This window comes from Streptosporangium becharense (assembly GCF_014204985.1).
Classification (GTDB): domain Bacteria; phylum Actinomycetota; class Actinomycetes; order Streptosporangiales; family Streptosporangiaceae; genus Streptosporangium; species Streptosporangium becharense.
On the sequence record NZ_JACHMP010000001.1, the window covers coordinates 6,014,628 to 6,029,358 of the forward strand.

Annotated in this window: 10 protein-coding genes; 9 read left to right on the top strand and 1 reads right to left on the bottom strand. The window is 70.1% G+C overall.

The genetic code is table 11. The features are described from left to right. Window positions 1-533 precede the first annotated feature (533 nt). Genes F4562_RS26485 through F4562_RS26495 form a run of 3 tightly spaced genes read left to right on the top strand, consistent with a single transcriptional unit; the run spans window position 534 to window position 5,288 of the window. Window positions 534-1,919: a family 2B encapsulin nanocompartment shell protein gene (locus F4562_RS26485; RefSeq protein WP_184544567.1), complete on the top strand. Its 1,386-nt coding sequence runs from the start codon at window positions 534-536 to the stop codon at window positions 1,917-1,919. Between the two features lie 11 nt (window positions 1,920-1,930). Next, window positions 1,931-2,983 carry a family 2 encapsulin nanocompartment cargo protein polyprenyl transferase gene (locus tag F4562_RS26490; RefSeq protein ID WP_184544569.1) on the top strand — a complete coding sequence of 351 codons (1,053 nt, stop codon included), beginning with the start codon at window positions 1,931-1,933 and terminating at the stop codon, window positions 2,981-2,983. 43 nt (window positions 2,984-3,026) lie between these two features. Further along, entirely contained in the window at window positions 3,027-5,288 is a 2,262-nt protein-coding gene (locus F4562_RS26495; protein ID WP_184544571.1) for a family 2 encapsulin nanocompartment cargo protein terpene cyclase, read from the top strand. A gap of 65 nt (window positions 5,289-5,353) precedes the next feature. On the opposite strand, the gene F4562_RS26500 is transcribed toward F4562_RS26495, so the two are convergent. Continuing rightward, window positions 5,354-6,088 carry a hypothetical protein gene (locus F4562_RS26500; RefSeq protein WP_184544573.1) on the bottom strand — a complete coding sequence of 245 codons (735 nt, stop codon included), beginning with the start codon at window positions 6,086-6,088 and terminating at the stop codon, window positions 5,354-5,356. Window positions 6,089-6,417: 329 nt separating this feature from the next. Here F4562_RS26500 and F4562_RS26505 point away from each other — a divergent pair, with 329 nt between their 5' ends. From F4562_RS26505 to F4562_RS36725, 6 genes are all read left to right on the top strand, one after another. After that, the gene (locus F4562_RS26505; RefSeq protein WP_184544574.1) at window positions 6,418-8,055 is read left to right on the top strand and encodes an ABC-F family ATP-binding cassette domain-containing protein; all 1,638 of its coding nucleotides are present in this window, start codon (window positions 6,418-6,420) and stop codon (window positions 8,053-8,055) included. 76 nt (window positions 8,056-8,131) lie between these two features. Further along, window positions 8,132-9,112 carry a LacI family DNA-binding transcriptional regulator gene (locus F4562_RS26510; protein WP_184544576.1) on the top strand — a complete coding sequence of 327 codons (981 nt, stop codon included), beginning with the start codon at window positions 8,132-8,134 and terminating at the stop codon, window positions 9,110-9,112. Window positions 9,113-9,355: 243 nt separating this feature from the next. Beyond that, window positions 9,356-10,090, top strand: a complete 735-nt coding sequence (ppgK, locus tag F4562_RS26515; protein ID WP_184544578.1) for a polyphosphate--glucose phosphotransferase — start codon at window positions 9,356-9,358, stop codon at window positions 10,088-10,090. A 123-nt stretch (window positions 10,091-10,213) separates the two neighbouring features. Beyond that, window positions 10,214-10,858, top strand: coding sequence for a hypothetical protein (locus tag F4562_RS26520; RefSeq protein ID WP_184544580.1), 645 nt, complete (start codon window positions 10,214-10,216; stop codon window positions 10,856-10,858). A 10-nt stretch (window positions 10,859-10,868) separates the two neighbouring features. Further along, window positions 10,869-11,702 carry a class F sortase gene (locus F4562_RS35975; RefSeq protein WP_311734144.1) on the top strand — a complete coding sequence of 278 codons (834 nt, stop codon included), beginning with the start codon at window positions 10,869-10,871 and terminating at the stop codon, window positions 11,700-11,702. A gap of 519 nt (window positions 11,703-12,221) precedes the next feature. Next, window positions 12,222-14,525, top strand: a complete 2,304-nt coding sequence (locus F4562_RS36725; RefSeq protein ID WP_184544582.1) for a glycoside hydrolase family 6 protein — start codon at window positions 12,222-12,224, stop codon at window positions 14,523-14,525. The last annotated feature ends 206 nt before the right edge of the window (window positions 14,526-14,731 follow it).

The window sequence follows — 14,731 nt, forward strand, 5'->3', positions numbered from 1 at the left end:
GTGGGGCCGGTTCCCGCGTCCATCACGCCGGGACCGTTTTCCGGACCTGTCACGCCGGAGCCGCGCTCCCGAAAATTGTCGGGAGATAATTGTTTTCCTCGTTTTTTCGTCCGGCTTGGCCCTTTCGAGGAGCCGCGTAAGCGCGGTGTGCCGGATTTCCGAGGTAACGATCCGATGTCCGCTGTCCGGCCCGGCCTCCCGGCGGGAGCGGAGCCTTCCGTGGGAGAGGTGAACGGAAGAACGCCCAGCTGGTAGGCATCTCCATAGAGATAGATCTATCATCACAAACAAGACATCGAGCATTTTTCTCATTGTCCGGCGAGGGGGCGGCGACAAATCTCGACCCGGAGATGCCCGATGCTTGACAGGATATTTAACGGCCACCCAGTATTGAGGCGTCCACGGTGTGCCCGCCTCTTTCCGCGCACCGAACCGGGCAATCCGTATTTCCGTCGCCGTGTGCGACGTCTCCCCTGTTCCATTCCTGTTTCACTCTCCCCTGTCATTACGAGTACGGATCGGTGGTGTGTGTTGTGACGGAGTTCGAAGCCGGCCGGTCGCGGCTGAGCCTGGGCACGGACGCCGCGCGGAACCTCGCGACGACGACCAAGTCGACGCCCCAGATGCAGGAGATCTCCTCGCGGTGGCTGCTGCGGATGCTCCCCTGGGTGCAGGTGTCCGGCGGCACCTACCGGGTCAACCGCCGTCTGACCTACACGGTCGGCGACGGCCGGGTGAGCTTCACCACCACGGGGTCGCAGGCGGCGGTCATCCCCGCCGAGCTGTGCGAGCTGCCCGTCCTGCGCGAGTTCGACGACACCGACGTGCTCACCGCCCTGGCCGGCCACTTCGTCCAGCGTGAGTTCCGCGCCGGGGACGTGCTCGCCGAGAGCGGGCGTCCGGCCGACGAGGTGGTGCTCATCGCGCACGGCAAGGTCAACAAGATCGGCACGGGGCCGTACGGCGACCAGATCATCCTCAAGGTGCTGGCCCACGGCGACCACTTCGGCGACGAGACGCTCGTCGGCCCCGACCGCGACTGGGAGTTCACCGCCAAGGCGGTCACCAACGGCACCGCCCTGGTGCTGCCCCGGCGTACGTTCCTGGAGCTGGCCGAGCAGACCGAGACGCTCCAGGCCCACCTGCGCCGGGTCGAGAGCGCCGCCAGGGGGCCGCAGAACAAGTACGGCGAGGCCGCCGTCGAGGTGGCCGCAGGTCACCATGGCGAGGCCGAACTGCCCGGCACCTTCGTCGACTACGAGCTCTCCCCGCGCGAGTACGAACTGAGCGTCGCCCAGACCGTCCTGCGGGTGCACACCCGCGTGGCCGACCTCTACAACGACCCGATGGACCAGATCGAGCAGCAGCTCCGGCTGACGATCGAGGTGCTCCGCGAACGGCAGGAGCACGAGATGATCAACAACCGTGAGTTCGGGCTGCTGCACAACGCCGACCTCAAGCAGCGCATCCACACCCGTTCCGGGCCGCCCACCCCGGACGACCTCGACGAGCTGCTCAGCCGCCGCAGGAGCACCAGTTTCTTCCTGGCCCACCCGCACGCCATCGCCGCGTTCGGGCGTGAGTGCAACAAGCGCGGGCTCTACCCCCAGGGGGTCGACGTCGGCGGCAGCGGGGTGCCCGCCTGGCGCGGCGTCCCCATCTTCTCCTGCAACAAGATCCCCATCACCGGTACCCGCACCACCTCGATCCTGGCCATGCGCGTCGGCGAGGACAACCAGGGCGTCGTCGGCCTGCACCAGACCGGCATCCCCGACGAGTACCAGCCCAGCCTCTCGGTCCGGTTCATGAACATCAGCGAGAAGGCGATCATCTCCTACCTGGTGAGCGCCTACTACTCGGTCGCCGTCCTGGTGCCCGACGCGCTCGGCATCCTCGAAGACGTCGAGATCGGGCACTGAGGGTGCCCGTCATGCAGCCATTGGAGCTCTCCGGCGTCCACCCGCCGGTCGGCGTCCGGCCCACCCGCGAGGTGCTGGCCCGGAGCCGGGAGGCGGTGGAGGCCGTGCTGCGTCCGGCGGCGGAGACGCTTCCCGCGTCGATGCGGCGCATCGCCGGCTACCACTTCGGCTGGTGGGACGAACACGGCCGGCCGATCACGGCCGCCGGGGGCAAGGCGATCCGCCCGGCGCTGGTCCTGCTGTCGGCCGAGGCCGTCGGCGCCGCCGCCGGGACGGCGCTGCGTCCGGCGGCGGCGGTGGAGCTGGCGCACGAGTTCTCCCTGCTGCACGACGACGTGATGGACGGTGACCGGACCCGCCGGCACCGGCCCGCCGCCTGGACCGTCTTCGGTGTCAGCCCGGCCATCCTCGCCGGCGACGCCCTGCTGACGCTCGCCTTCGACGTGCTCACGGCCGGAGACCGGGCCGCCGCGGAGGCGGCGAAGATCTTCAGCGCCGCGGTGCAGCAACTGCTGGACGGCCAGAGCGCCGACCTCGCCTTCGAGGAACGCGACGACGTCGATCCGGTCGAGTGCCTGGCCATGGCGGCGGGCAAGACCGGCGCGCTGCTGGGGTGCGCGTGTGCCCTGGGTGCGCTGGCCGGCGGCGGCAGCCCCGAGCAGATCGACCGCCTGGCCGCGTTCGGCAGGGATCTCGGGCTGGCCTTCCAGCTCGTCGACGACCTGCTGGGCATCTGGGGCGACCCGGAGACGACCGGCAAGCCGGTCCACTCCGACCTGCGCAGCCGCAAGAAGTCGCTGCCCGTCGTCGCCGCCCTCGCCTCGGGCACCCCGGCCGGGGACGAACTGGCCGTCCTCTACCGGGGGGAGGCGCCGCTGGCCGAGGCGGACCTGGCCCGGGTCGCCGAGCTGGTCGAGGCCGCCGGCGGGCGGGCCTGGAGCCAGGCGAAGGCCGACGAGATGCTCGCGCAGGCGACATGCCACCTGCGGTCGGCCGATCCATGCCCGCGTCCGGCCGCCGAACTGGACGCCCTCGCTCGCCTTGTCACCCGCCGCGACCGCTGACCCGGCAGGAGACGGCGGTCGGTTCAAGAGAGTAGGCACCTTCATGCAGGCTTTCACCCTGCCCGACTTCTACATCCCGCATCCGGCCAGGCTCAACCCGAACCTGGAGCGCTCCCGCGAGCACAGCACGGCCTGGGCCCGGCGGATGGGCATGCTCGACGCGCCGACGCCGGGCGGCGGCGTCGTCTGGGACGAGGAGGCGCTGGCCAGGATGGACTACGCGCTGATGTGCGCCTACACCCATCCCGACTGCGACGGCCCCACCCTGGATCTGATCACCGACTGGTACGTCTGGGTCTTCTTCTTCGACGACCACTTCCTCGAGCACTTCAAGTACTCCCGTGACCTGCGCGGCGCGAAGGCGTACCTGGACCGCCTCGAACTGTTCATGACCGCGGACGGTCAGACGCCCCCGGAGCCGGAGAACGCGGCGGAGGCGGGGTTGAAGGACCTGTGGGAGCGCACGGTGCCGGAGATGTCACCGCAATGGCGGCGGCGCTTCGTCACCAGCACGCACAACCTCATGGTCGAGTCGATGTGGGAGCTGGACAACATCGACCGGGGGCGTGTGGCCAACCCGATCGAGTACGTGCAGATGCGGCGCAGGGTCGGCGGGGCGCCGTGGTCGGCGAACCTCGTCGAGTACGCCGTCCACGCCGAGATCCCGGCCGGCCTCGCCGACACGAGGCCGATGCGGGTCCTCTCGGACGCGTTCTCGGACGCGGTGCACCTGCGCAACGACCTGTTCTCCTATCAGCGCGAGGTCCGTGAGGAGGGGGAGAACTCCAACGCGGTGCTCGTCTTCGAGCGGTTCCTCGACTGTTCCACGCAGGAGGCCGCCGAGCTCGTCAACGACCTGCTCACCTCACGGTTGCAGCAGTTCGAGAACACGGCGTTGACCGAGGTCCCGGCGCTCCTGGCGGAGCACGCCGTGCCCCCGCACGAGCAGGCCGGGGTGGTCGCCTACGTCAAGGGCCTGCAGGACTGGCAGTCCGGCGGGCACGAGTGGCACGCGCGATCCAGCCGATACATGAACGAGGGCGTCACCTCGGGGGCGGCCCGCGTGCCGTTCGGTGCGCCGGGGGGCCCGACCGGCCTGGGCACCTCCGCCGTCGCGGCGCTCCTGTCCCCGGCGGGGCCGGGACTGCGCGGGAGGTCCCGGCAGCACTCCCATGTGCCGTTCCGGCCGGTGGGGCATCTGCCGCTGCCCGGCTTCCACATGCCCTATCCGATCCGCACCAGCCCGCACCTCGACGCCGCGCGCCGCTACGCGGTCGGCTGGGCACACAGGATGGGCATGTTCGACGCGGTTCCCGGCGTGGAGTTCGGCGGGGTCTGGGACGAGCGGCGCTTCCTCGGCATGGACCTGGCCCACTGCGCCGCGATGATCCACGCGGACGCCACCCCCGAACAGCTCAACCTGTCCTCCGACTGGCTGGCCTGGGGGACGTACGGCGACGACTACTTCCCCATGGTGTTCGGGACGACCCGTGACCTGGTGGGTGCGAAACTCTGCAACGAGCGGTTGTCGGTGTTCATGCCGCTGGACGCCGGGACGACCCCGGAGCCGGCGAATCCGCTCGAACGGGGGCTGGCCGACCTGTGGCGGCGCACCGCGGGGCCGATGACACCGCCCGCCAGACGGCGCTTCCGTACGGCGGTCGAGGACATGACCTCCAGTTGGCTGTGGGAGCTGGCCAACCAGGCCCAGAACCGTATCCCCGACCCGGTCGACTACATCGAGATGCGCCGCAGGACGTTCGGGTCGGACATGACGATGAGCCTGGCCCGGCTCGCGCACTCGGACGTGGTGCCCGAGGAGGTCTACCGGACACGGGTCATGCACGAACTCGACACCGCGGCGCAGGACTACGCCTGTTTCACCAACGACCTGTTCTCCTACCAGAAGGAGATCGAGTTCGAGGGCGAGGTCCACAACCTCGTCCTGGTGGTGGAGAGCTTCCTGGGACTGGACCCGGTGACGGCCCGGGACGTCGTGGCCGACCTGATGACGGCGCGGATGCGGCAGTTCGAGCACATCGTCGCCAACGACCTGCCGGCGATGTTCGACGACCTCGCCCTCGACGAACGGGTCCGCGCGATCCTCACCCGCCACGCCGACGACCTCAAGGAGTGGATGTCGGGCATCCTGGAGTGGCACCGCAGATGCGTGCGCTACACCGAGGCCGAGCTCCGGCGCGGCCGGACCCCGGCCGTGCCGCCGGGGTCACCGTTCCTGCCCGCGGGCCTCGGCACCTCGGCGGTGCGGCTCGCGGTCAGGGCCGCCGGACGGCTTCACCGCTGAGCGGAAGCCCGGGGCGCCCCGGGCTTCCGCGTCATCCGTCATCCGCCGTCACACGGCGGGGGTGACTACCAGCGGCGGCTGTAGACCCGCACCCAGTCGGAGCGGCTGACGCTCTCGGCGAGCTCGTCGGTGCCGTCGAAGACGGCGCGGTACTCACCGCTCCGGGAGGCGCGCGCCTTGGCGCGGAAGGTGCCCTTCCAGCCGGTGTCGGCGGAGGTCACGTACTTCCAGGTGTTCGAGCCGCGCTTGCGGAAGTAGATCTCCACCTCCTCACCGCGCAGGCTCTTCCACCGGTCGTCGTCGTTGACCTGGAGACGGCCGGTGAAGTAGACCGAGCGGCCCTTGCGGACCGATCCGGGGTCGGCGGAGAACCGGTAGATCCGGGTCTCGGCCTTGCTCTCCTCGTGCTCGACGGAGAAGCCGACCTGGTGGGTCTCCTTCTTGCCGTCCTTGTCGTACGCGTCGGCGATCGCGACCCAGCGGCCCTCGAAGTCGGACTCGTCGAAGCTGGTCGTGAAGCGCCACAGGTCACCGTCGCGGAAGGCCCTCGGCTCCTGCGCGTCCTGCGTGCGGAACTGGTCGGAGACCGGCTTGAGACGGAGTTCGACGCGGGTGGCGTCCGTGGTGCGGACCCTGATGGTGACCCGGGTGTCGTGGTCGTCGTGGACGACGACCGGGTTGGGGTTGACGCTGTCGATGCGCACGCTGAGAGCGGCCTGCTCCGCGGAGGCGGGGGTGGCGCCCATGAGCAGGGTTCCACCCACGACGGTGGACAGCAGACCGACGGCGATTCGTTTCATGACTCTGATTCCTTCTCTCCCCGTTGCCGAAGGGCCCAGGGGTAGGCCCTTCGACTCCATAAGACGTTATGAGATCGGCCGATGTTGCTGTAAATCAGAAAAAAAGCCGAAGAAAATCTCTCTAAGATCATGTTTAGCCTTAAAAGGCGCAGGTCAATCGCCACAATAAATGATCTTGATGGCTGACTGCTCGAATTTAAAATTGTCCGATTTGCCGGGAATATGGTTTCAGGGGGAGGGGGGTGCCCTGTCCGGCAAACCGCTCATAAGGGGACAAAAGCGACATAAATCGGTTACGGGCAGCCATCGCCGACGGATAGCGTTCGGGTATGAGCGCCACCATCGTTGCCAAGGATCTCGCCGCAGGGCACGGCGACCGGGCACTGTTCTCCGGTCTGGAACTGGTCGTCGCCCCGGGTGACGTGATCGGCCTGGTCGGCGTGAACGGGGCGGGGAAGTCCACCCTGATGCGCATCCTCGCCGGCCTGCAGTCGCCCGAGCACGGCTCCGTGCGGCTCAGTCCCGCCTCGGCCGCGGTCGGCTACCTGCCTCAGGAGCGCGAGCGCAGCGCGGACGAGACCGTCGCCGCCTTCCTCGCCCGCCGTACCGGGGTGGCCGCCGCGCAACGTGCCCTGGACGCCGCGACCGAGGGGCTGGTCGAGGGGCGTCCCGGCGCCGACGACGCCTACGCCGAGAGTCTGGAGCGCTGGCTCGCACTGGGCGGTGCCGACCTGGAGGAACGGGCCGCCGAGGTCGTCGCCGAGCTCGGCCTCACGGTCGAGCTCGACCGGCCGATGACGGCGCTCTCCGGCGGTCAGGCGGCGCGGGCGGGCATGGCGTCCCTGCTTCTCAGCCGCTACGACGTCTTCCTACTGGACGAACCCACCAACGACCTCGACCTGGAGGGGCTGGAACGGCTCGAACGCTTCGTCACCGGCCTGCGTGCCGCGACCGTCCTCGTCAGCCACGACCGGGAGTTCCTCGCCAGGACCGTCAACCGCGTCGTCGAGCTCGACCTCGCCCAGCAGCTCGTCCGGGTGCACGGCGGCGGCTACGAGGCGTACCTGAACGAACGTGAGGTCGCCCGCAGGCACGCCCGGGAGGAGTACGAGGAGTACGCCGACACCGTCGCCTCGCTCAAGAGCCGTGCCCTCAAGCAGCGCAACTGGATGGAGAAGGGCGTCAAGAACGCGCGGCGCAAGATGACCGACGGCGACAAGATCGGGCGTAACGCCCGGATCGAGACGACCGAGAAGCAGGCCGCCAAAGCCCGCCAGACCGAACGGCTGATCGAGCGGCTGGAGGTGGTGGAGGAGCCGCGCAAGGAGTGGGAGCTCCGGATGGAGATCGCGGTGGCCCCCCGCGCCGGGGCGGTCGTGGCGACCCTGCGCGAGGCCGTCGTCCGGCGCGGCGCCTTCACCCTCGGCCCGGTGAGCCTGCAGATCGGCTGGGCCGAGCGGGTGGCGATCACCGGGGCCAACGGCTCCGGCAAGTCCACCCTGCTCGCGGCCCTGCTGGGCCGGGTTCCGCTCCAGGACGGGCACGCCTCGCTCGGGCCCGGCGTGGTCGTCGGAGAGGTGGACCAGGCGCGCGGGCTGTTCCTCGGCGAGGAGGCGCTGGCCGAGGCCTTCGGCTCCGCGGCGCCGGGCATGGTCCCCGCCGACGTGCGGACGCTGCTCGCCAAGTTCGGGCTGCGCGCGGCGCACGTGGGCCGCCCGGCCGTCACCCTGTCGCCGGGGGAGCGGACACGTGCCGCGCTCGCGCTGCTCCAGGCGCGCGGGGTGAACCTGCTCGTCCTCGACGAGCCGACCAACCACCTGGACCTGGCCGCGATCGAGCAACTGGAGTCCGCCCTGGCCTCCTACCCAGGCACGCTCCTGCTGGTCACCCACGACCGGCGGATGCTCGACGCCGTACAGACCACCCGGCACCTGCATGTCGATGCCGGGCACGTCCGGGAGCGGTGACCGGGCGTCCGCGTGGGTTGCGGTGACTTTCGCAAGCAGCCGCAAATAATTACTTGCCCTGCCTTATAGTTTCATCATGACGCGACGGCTTGCAGAGGTGGCCAAGAAGGTCGGCATGAGCGAGGCGACCGTGAGCCGCGTGCTCAACGGGAAGCCCGGGGTGTCGGAGGCCACCCGGGAGGCCGTGCTCACCGCGCTGGACGTCCTCGGATACGAGCGGCCGACCCAGCTGCGGGGCGACCGGGCACGGCTGGTCGGGCTCGTCCTCCCCGAGTTGCAGAATCCGATATTCCCCGCCTTCGCCGAGGTGGTGGGGGGTGCGCTGGCCCAGCAGGGTTTCACCTCCGTGCTGTGCACCAGAACCCTCGGTGGTGTCTCCGAGGCCGAGTACGTCGACCTGCTGCTCCAGCAGCAGGTGTCCGGTGTGGTGTTCGCCGGAGGGCTGTTCGCCCAGGCCGACGCCCCGCACGAGCACTACCGGCTGCTGCTCGAACGGCGTCTGCCGACCGTGCTGGTCAACGCCGCGGTGGAGCACCTGACCTTCCCGCAGGTCTCCTGTGACGACGCCGCCGCCGCCGAGATGGCGCTCGGGCACCTGAGGTCGCTGGGGCACGAGCGGATCGGCATGGTGCTGGGGCCGCCCGACCACGTGCCCTCCCGGCGCAAGCTGGAGGCGGCCGACATCGATCCGGAGCTGGTGGAGCACACCATGTTCTCCCTGGAGGGCGGGCACGCGGCGGCGGCCCGGTTGATGAGACGGGGCGTGACCGGTGTCGTCTGCGCCAGTGACGTGATGGCCCTGGGAGCCATCAGGGCGGCCCGCCGGGCCGGACTCGGCGTGCCCGGCGACGTCTCGGTGATCGGCTATGACGACTCCGCGCTGATGAACTGCACCGACCCGCCGCTGACCACGCTGCGCCAGCCGATCGACGCGATGGGTCGCGCTGTCGTCGACCTCCTGGTCGCCCAGATCGACAAGGCGCTGGTCTCCGCCGACGAGCTCCTGTTCGAGCCCGAACTGGTGGTCCGCGCCTCGACGGGCCCGGTGAAGCGGTAGCGGCGTCGTCCGTCCAACGTGGCGACGCCTCGTCTCAGTTTTGCGGATTTTTCCGGATGATTTTCTGGTCCTCGTCGGGGAAACGTACGTTGATGACCCCGGGTGCGGGCGTTGAATCGAGGTGCACCCCAGGGGCGTGGCCGTGCCCGGTCTGTCATGACGGCACCGGGAAGCACCAACCGCCCGCCCGGGAGCATCAGCCCCCTCTCCGTGGGAAAGGGGTCAGGGCAGGAGGTGCGAACCATGGAAGCGCTGGGAATCGACATCGGCGGGTCGGGGATCAAAGGGGCACCGGTGGACGTCGCCACAGGGCGGCTGACGCAGGAGCGGTTGCGGATCCCCACGCCCGTCCCGTCCAGTCCGGAGGCCGTCGCGGAGGTGGTGGCGAAGATCACCAAGAACTTCGCGTGGAACGGGCCGGTCGGGGTGACCTTCCCCGGCATCGTGGTCGACGGGGTCACCAGGTCGGCCGCCAACGTGGACAAGCGCTGGATCGGTACCGACGCGCGGAAGCTGTTCACCGGGGTGACCGGCGTGCCGGTGACGGTGCTCAACGACGCGGACGCGGCAGGTCTGGCCGAGGTGGCGGCGGGGGCGGCCAAGGACCGGCCGGGGGTGGTGATGCTGCTGACCTTCGGCACCGGGATCGGTAGTGCCCTGCTCGTCGACGGCAAGCTCGTGCCCAACACCGAGCTCGGCCATCTGGAGATCAGGGGTAAGGAAGCCGAGAAGCGCGCCTCCGACCACGCCCGCGAGGCTCACGATCTGAGCTGGGAGGAATGGGCCGGCAAGGTGCAGGAGTATCTGGAGCACGTCGAGGCGCTGTTCTCCCCGTCGCTGTTCATCATCGGGGGAGGCGTGAGCAAGAAGGCCGATAAGTTCCTGCCGCTGCTGAAGATCCGTACCCCGATCGTGCCCGCCACCCTGCGCAACGAGGCGGGCATCGTGGGGGCGGCGATGGCGGCCACCAAAATGTAACCGCCGAATGCGTTGAATGCCGGAAAGGCCGTTTATGTTTTGATCTTCTTTTTGCGGACACGCCATTCTGCCTGGGTAAATAGCGGTCGTCAGGTAGGTCGCATCTGCTGGAGGCGGATAAACGTGAAGCAGCCGACGGAGGTCATTTTCCGGTGGGCGGTGACGGCCGCGACGGCGGCCGTCACGGTCGCGGTGACGGCGGGTCCGGCGACGGCGGCGGGAGCGGACGGAGAGGTCCAGCTCTCGCCGTACCGGACGGAGCCGGGCGCCACCGTCAAGATCACTGTATTCGAGTGCGAGGCTCCGGCCTTCGCCGAGTCCGAAGGCTTCGTGGAGGATGTCGAACTGGAGGACGACGGGCTCGGGGTCGCGGTCGGGTGGGCACACATCGACCGTGACGCCCTGGGCGGTTCCTACAGCGTCGAGGCCGACTGCCGGGGCGGCGGCGGCAGACAGTTCGGCACGTTCAACATCCTGGGGAAGTACGGCTTCGAGGGGTACGGCCCGGAGACCGGCGGGGGAGGTCTGGCGCTGGCGGGCGACGCGGCGGGCGGTCCGGGCGGGGCCGATGTGAGCAGTCCGGGTGGGGCCGACGCGGGCGGAGCGCGGAGCGGTCCCCAGGTGCGGGCCGGGGCCGAGGCGGCGGGGGAACCGGGGGAGACATCCGTCCCGCCGCTCGGCTGGGGTGCCGCAGGAGCCGTCGCGCTCGTCGGCGGCGGTGGGCTGGCGCTGGCGGTGAGGCGCCGCAGGGCGGCGGGGCGTGACTGATCTCAGAGCCGTGACGGCCCTGGGGCTCGGAGCCGCCCTCCTGCTCTCCCTTTCCGGATGTGCCCGGAGCGTCGGCAGGCAGGCCGATCCACGGTTGGCCCGCGCCTTGCCGGTCGTCGCCCCGGTCCCGCCCCGGCCCGCCGGAGCCCCGGCAGCCACCGGACGTCCTGCCGGAGCCGCGGCAGCCACCGGACGGGCTTCCGGGGAGACCACCGGACCGGCCACCGGAACCGCCGGTGCCGCAGGACGGGCCACCGCCGGAACCGCCGGTGCCGGACGGTCCGCCGGGAGCGCCACGGCAGGCGGGCAGGAAAGGAACGGCTGGCCCAGCCCGCTGGGCCGGCCGCCCGGCAGATCCGAACCGGTGGCGATCGTGGTGCCGCGTGCCGGGGTGAACGCCCCCGTCATGCCGGTCGGCTCCGAGCTGGACGGAAAGGTGGAGGTGCCTCCCCTGCACCGGGCGAACCTCGCCGGCTGGGACCGCATGGGCCCGGCTCCCGGCGAGAACGGGGCCGCGGTCGTCATCGGCCATCTCGACACCAAGACCGGGCCCGCGGTCTTCGCCCGGCTCTCGCAGGTGCGCCGGGGGGACACGGTGGCCGTGCTACGCGAGGACGAGACCGTGGTGGTCTTCCGGGTGTCGGCGGTCCAGCAGGTCCGCAAGACGGCCTTCCCGGTGAAGAAGGTCTACCGGTCGCCGCCTTACCCGGTCATCAGGGTCGTGACCTGCGGTGGCAGGTACGACTTCGAACGCCACTCCTACGACGACAACCTGATCGTCTACGGCGACTTCGCGGGCCTGTACCGGTCCTTTGACTTCCTGCCCGATGGGCGGGACGACTGAGCGGACCGATCGGCCGGGCCGGGGTGAGCGGGAGAGGTCGGGTGGTTCCCCGCCCGGCCTCTCCCGCCCGCTCCGGAGACGCCCCCTTCCGGGACGCCGTCCGGTTCCCCGGCGCGGTTCCAGGCATGCTCCTGGTGTGAGGCCCGGCACGGTCCTGGTGTGAGGCCCGGCGCGGGGGCCGGCACGGTCCTGCTGTGAGGCCCGGCGCGGTCCCAGCGCGGGGGCCGGTGCGGTCCTTGCCGTAGGACCCGGCACGGTCCTGCTGCGGAGCCCGGTGCGGGGTGAGGATGCGTCTTCGGTCCGGGTGGTGCGGGGCCGGGTATCTCGGGACGGCGTGCGGAGTTCCGGGCACCGCGTACGGGCGTCGTTGAAACTTTCATCGGGTTCGCCGCCCGTTCGGTGAGGTCAGAGGCGGGGCGGACGCCGGTAGGACGTCTCCCGCAGGCAACGTGCTGTACACACTCTTGAAACCTCCGGACTATGGGAGCGCTCCCACCCTCGTCCTGGAGATGATCGCGCATGAGAGTCAATCCGCGCCGCCATGCCTGGCGCAACCGGGCGGCGACCACGGCGGCCATGCTGGTGGCCGCCGCCGGGCTCGCCACCGGGCAGGCCGCCACGGCGCACGCCGCAGTCGCCTGCGACGTCGCCTACTCGACCAACGACTGGCAGGGCGGCTTCACCGCCAGCGTCACCGTCAAGAACCTCGGTGACGCCCTCAACGGCTGGACCCTGGGCTTCACCTTCACCGGCGGGCAGAAGCTCCAGCAGGGCTGGGCGGCGAACTGGACCCAGGAGGGTACCAAGGTCACCGCCAAGAACCTCGACTGGAACGGTGCCCTGGCCACCGGGGCGTCCGCCGGCCTCGGGTTCAACGGGTCGTGGACCGGGAGCAACCCCAAGCCCACCGACTTCACGGTCAACGGGGTGGCCTGCGCCGGACAGAACCCCACCAACCAGGCCCCCACGGTCAGCCTGACCAGCCCGGCCTCCGGCGCCTCCTACGACGCCGGCGCGGCCGTGCCGCTCGCGGCCACGGCCAGTGACGACGGCGCGGTCAGCAAGGTCGAGTTCTACGTCGACGGCGAACTGGTCAACACCGACACCACCGCCCCCTACTCCCACTCCGCCGCCGGCCTGTCGTCCGGCTCCCACACCGCCAAGGCCAAGGCCTACGACAACGGCTCCCCGGTGCTCAGCAAGGAGAGCGCCGAGGTCCCCTTCACCGTGGGCGGTGGCGGGGGGACCCCGTCGATCATCGCCTCCCCGACCTCCGTCAGCGTCCCCGAGGGCGGCTCGAAGACGGTCGGTTACAAGCTCAGCAAGGCGCCGAGCGGCAACGTCACGGTCAACCTGACCAAGACGGGTGACGCCGACCTCACCATCGCGCCCGCCACGCTGACCTTCACCGCGGACAACTGGAACACGGCGCAGAACGTGGCGGTGTCGGCGGCTCAGGACGCAGACGAGGCCGACGGCACGGCCACCATCGCCGCCGCCGCCACCGGTCACACCGGTGTCTCCGTCACCGCGACCGAGGCTGACGACGACGGCACCCCGCCGCCCGTCGAGCACGTCGACAACCCGTACGAGGGTGCCACCGGCTACGTCAACCCCAACTGGTCGGCCAAGGCCGCCGCCGAGCCCGGCGGTGACGCGGTCGCCGACATCTCCACCGGCGTGTGGCTGGACCGCATCGCCGCGATCCAGGGCAGCTCCTCGGCCATGGGCCTGCGCGCGCACCTCGAAGAGGCCCTGAAGCAGGACGCCGCCAACGGCGGCAAGCCACTGACGATCCAGTTCGTCATCTACAACCTGCCCAACCGCGACTGCTCGGCGCTGGCCTCCAACGGAGAGCTGCTCATCGCCCAGAACGGCCTGAACCGCTACAAGAACGAGTACATCGACCCGATCGCCGAGATCATGAAGGATCCGAAGTACTCGGCCCTGCGCATCGTGACGGTCGTCGAGATCGACTCGCTGCCCAACCTGATCACCAACCTCAACGTGCCCAAGTGCCAGGAGGCCAAGAGCACCGGCGCCTACGTCGACGGCATCCGCTACGCCCTGGACAAGCTGCACGCGATCAAGAACGTCTACACCTACGTCGACGCCGCCCACCACGGCTGGATCGGCTGGGACACCAACTTCGGCCCCACCGCCGACCTGTTCGCCAGCACCGTCGCCGGCACCGCCAAGGGCTTCGACAGCGTCGACGGCTTCATCACCAACACCGCCAACTACTCCGCGCTGAGGGAGCCCTTCTTCTCCATCGGCACCACCGTCAACGGCACGACGGTCCGGCAGTCCAAGTGGCTCGACTGGAACTTCTACGTCGACGAGCTCTCCTTCGCCCAGGCGTTCCGGCAGGAGCTCATCAGGAAGGGCTTCAAGAGCACCATCGGAATGCTGATCGACACCTCCCGCAACGGCTGGGGCGGCACCGCGCGGCCGACCCAGGCCAGCACCTCCACCAACGTCGACACCTTCGTCGACCAGTCCCGCGTCGACCGCCGCATCCACGCCGGCAACTGGTGCAACCAGAGCGGCGCCGGCCTCGGTGAGCGTCCGCAGGCCAACCCCGCCCCCGGGCTGGACGCCTACGTCTGGATCAAGCCTCCGGGCGAGTCCGACGGCTCCAGCAAGGAGATCCCGAACAACGAGGGCAAGGGCTTCGACCGGATGTGCGACCCGACCTACACCGGCAACGAGCGCAACAAGTACAACATGAGCGGTGCCCTGCCCGACGCGCCCATCTCCGGCCAGTGGTTCTCCGCCCAGTTCCGCGAGCTCCTGAAGAACGCCTACCCGCCCGTCCAGTGACCGCCTGAGGTCCCCGTCCGATGACCGTCCGGGGAGAGCCGCCTCCGTGGCCCTCCCCGGGCCCGGACGTGACCACCCCCCGGGCCCGGAACATCCTGGCCCGCCGTCCCCGGTCCGGAACCCCCGGCCCGGAACCCCGGCCCCGCCGCCCCGATCCCCGGGGGCGGTGGGGCCTCGTCGTGCGCGCCGGGCCGCCGGGAGAGGCC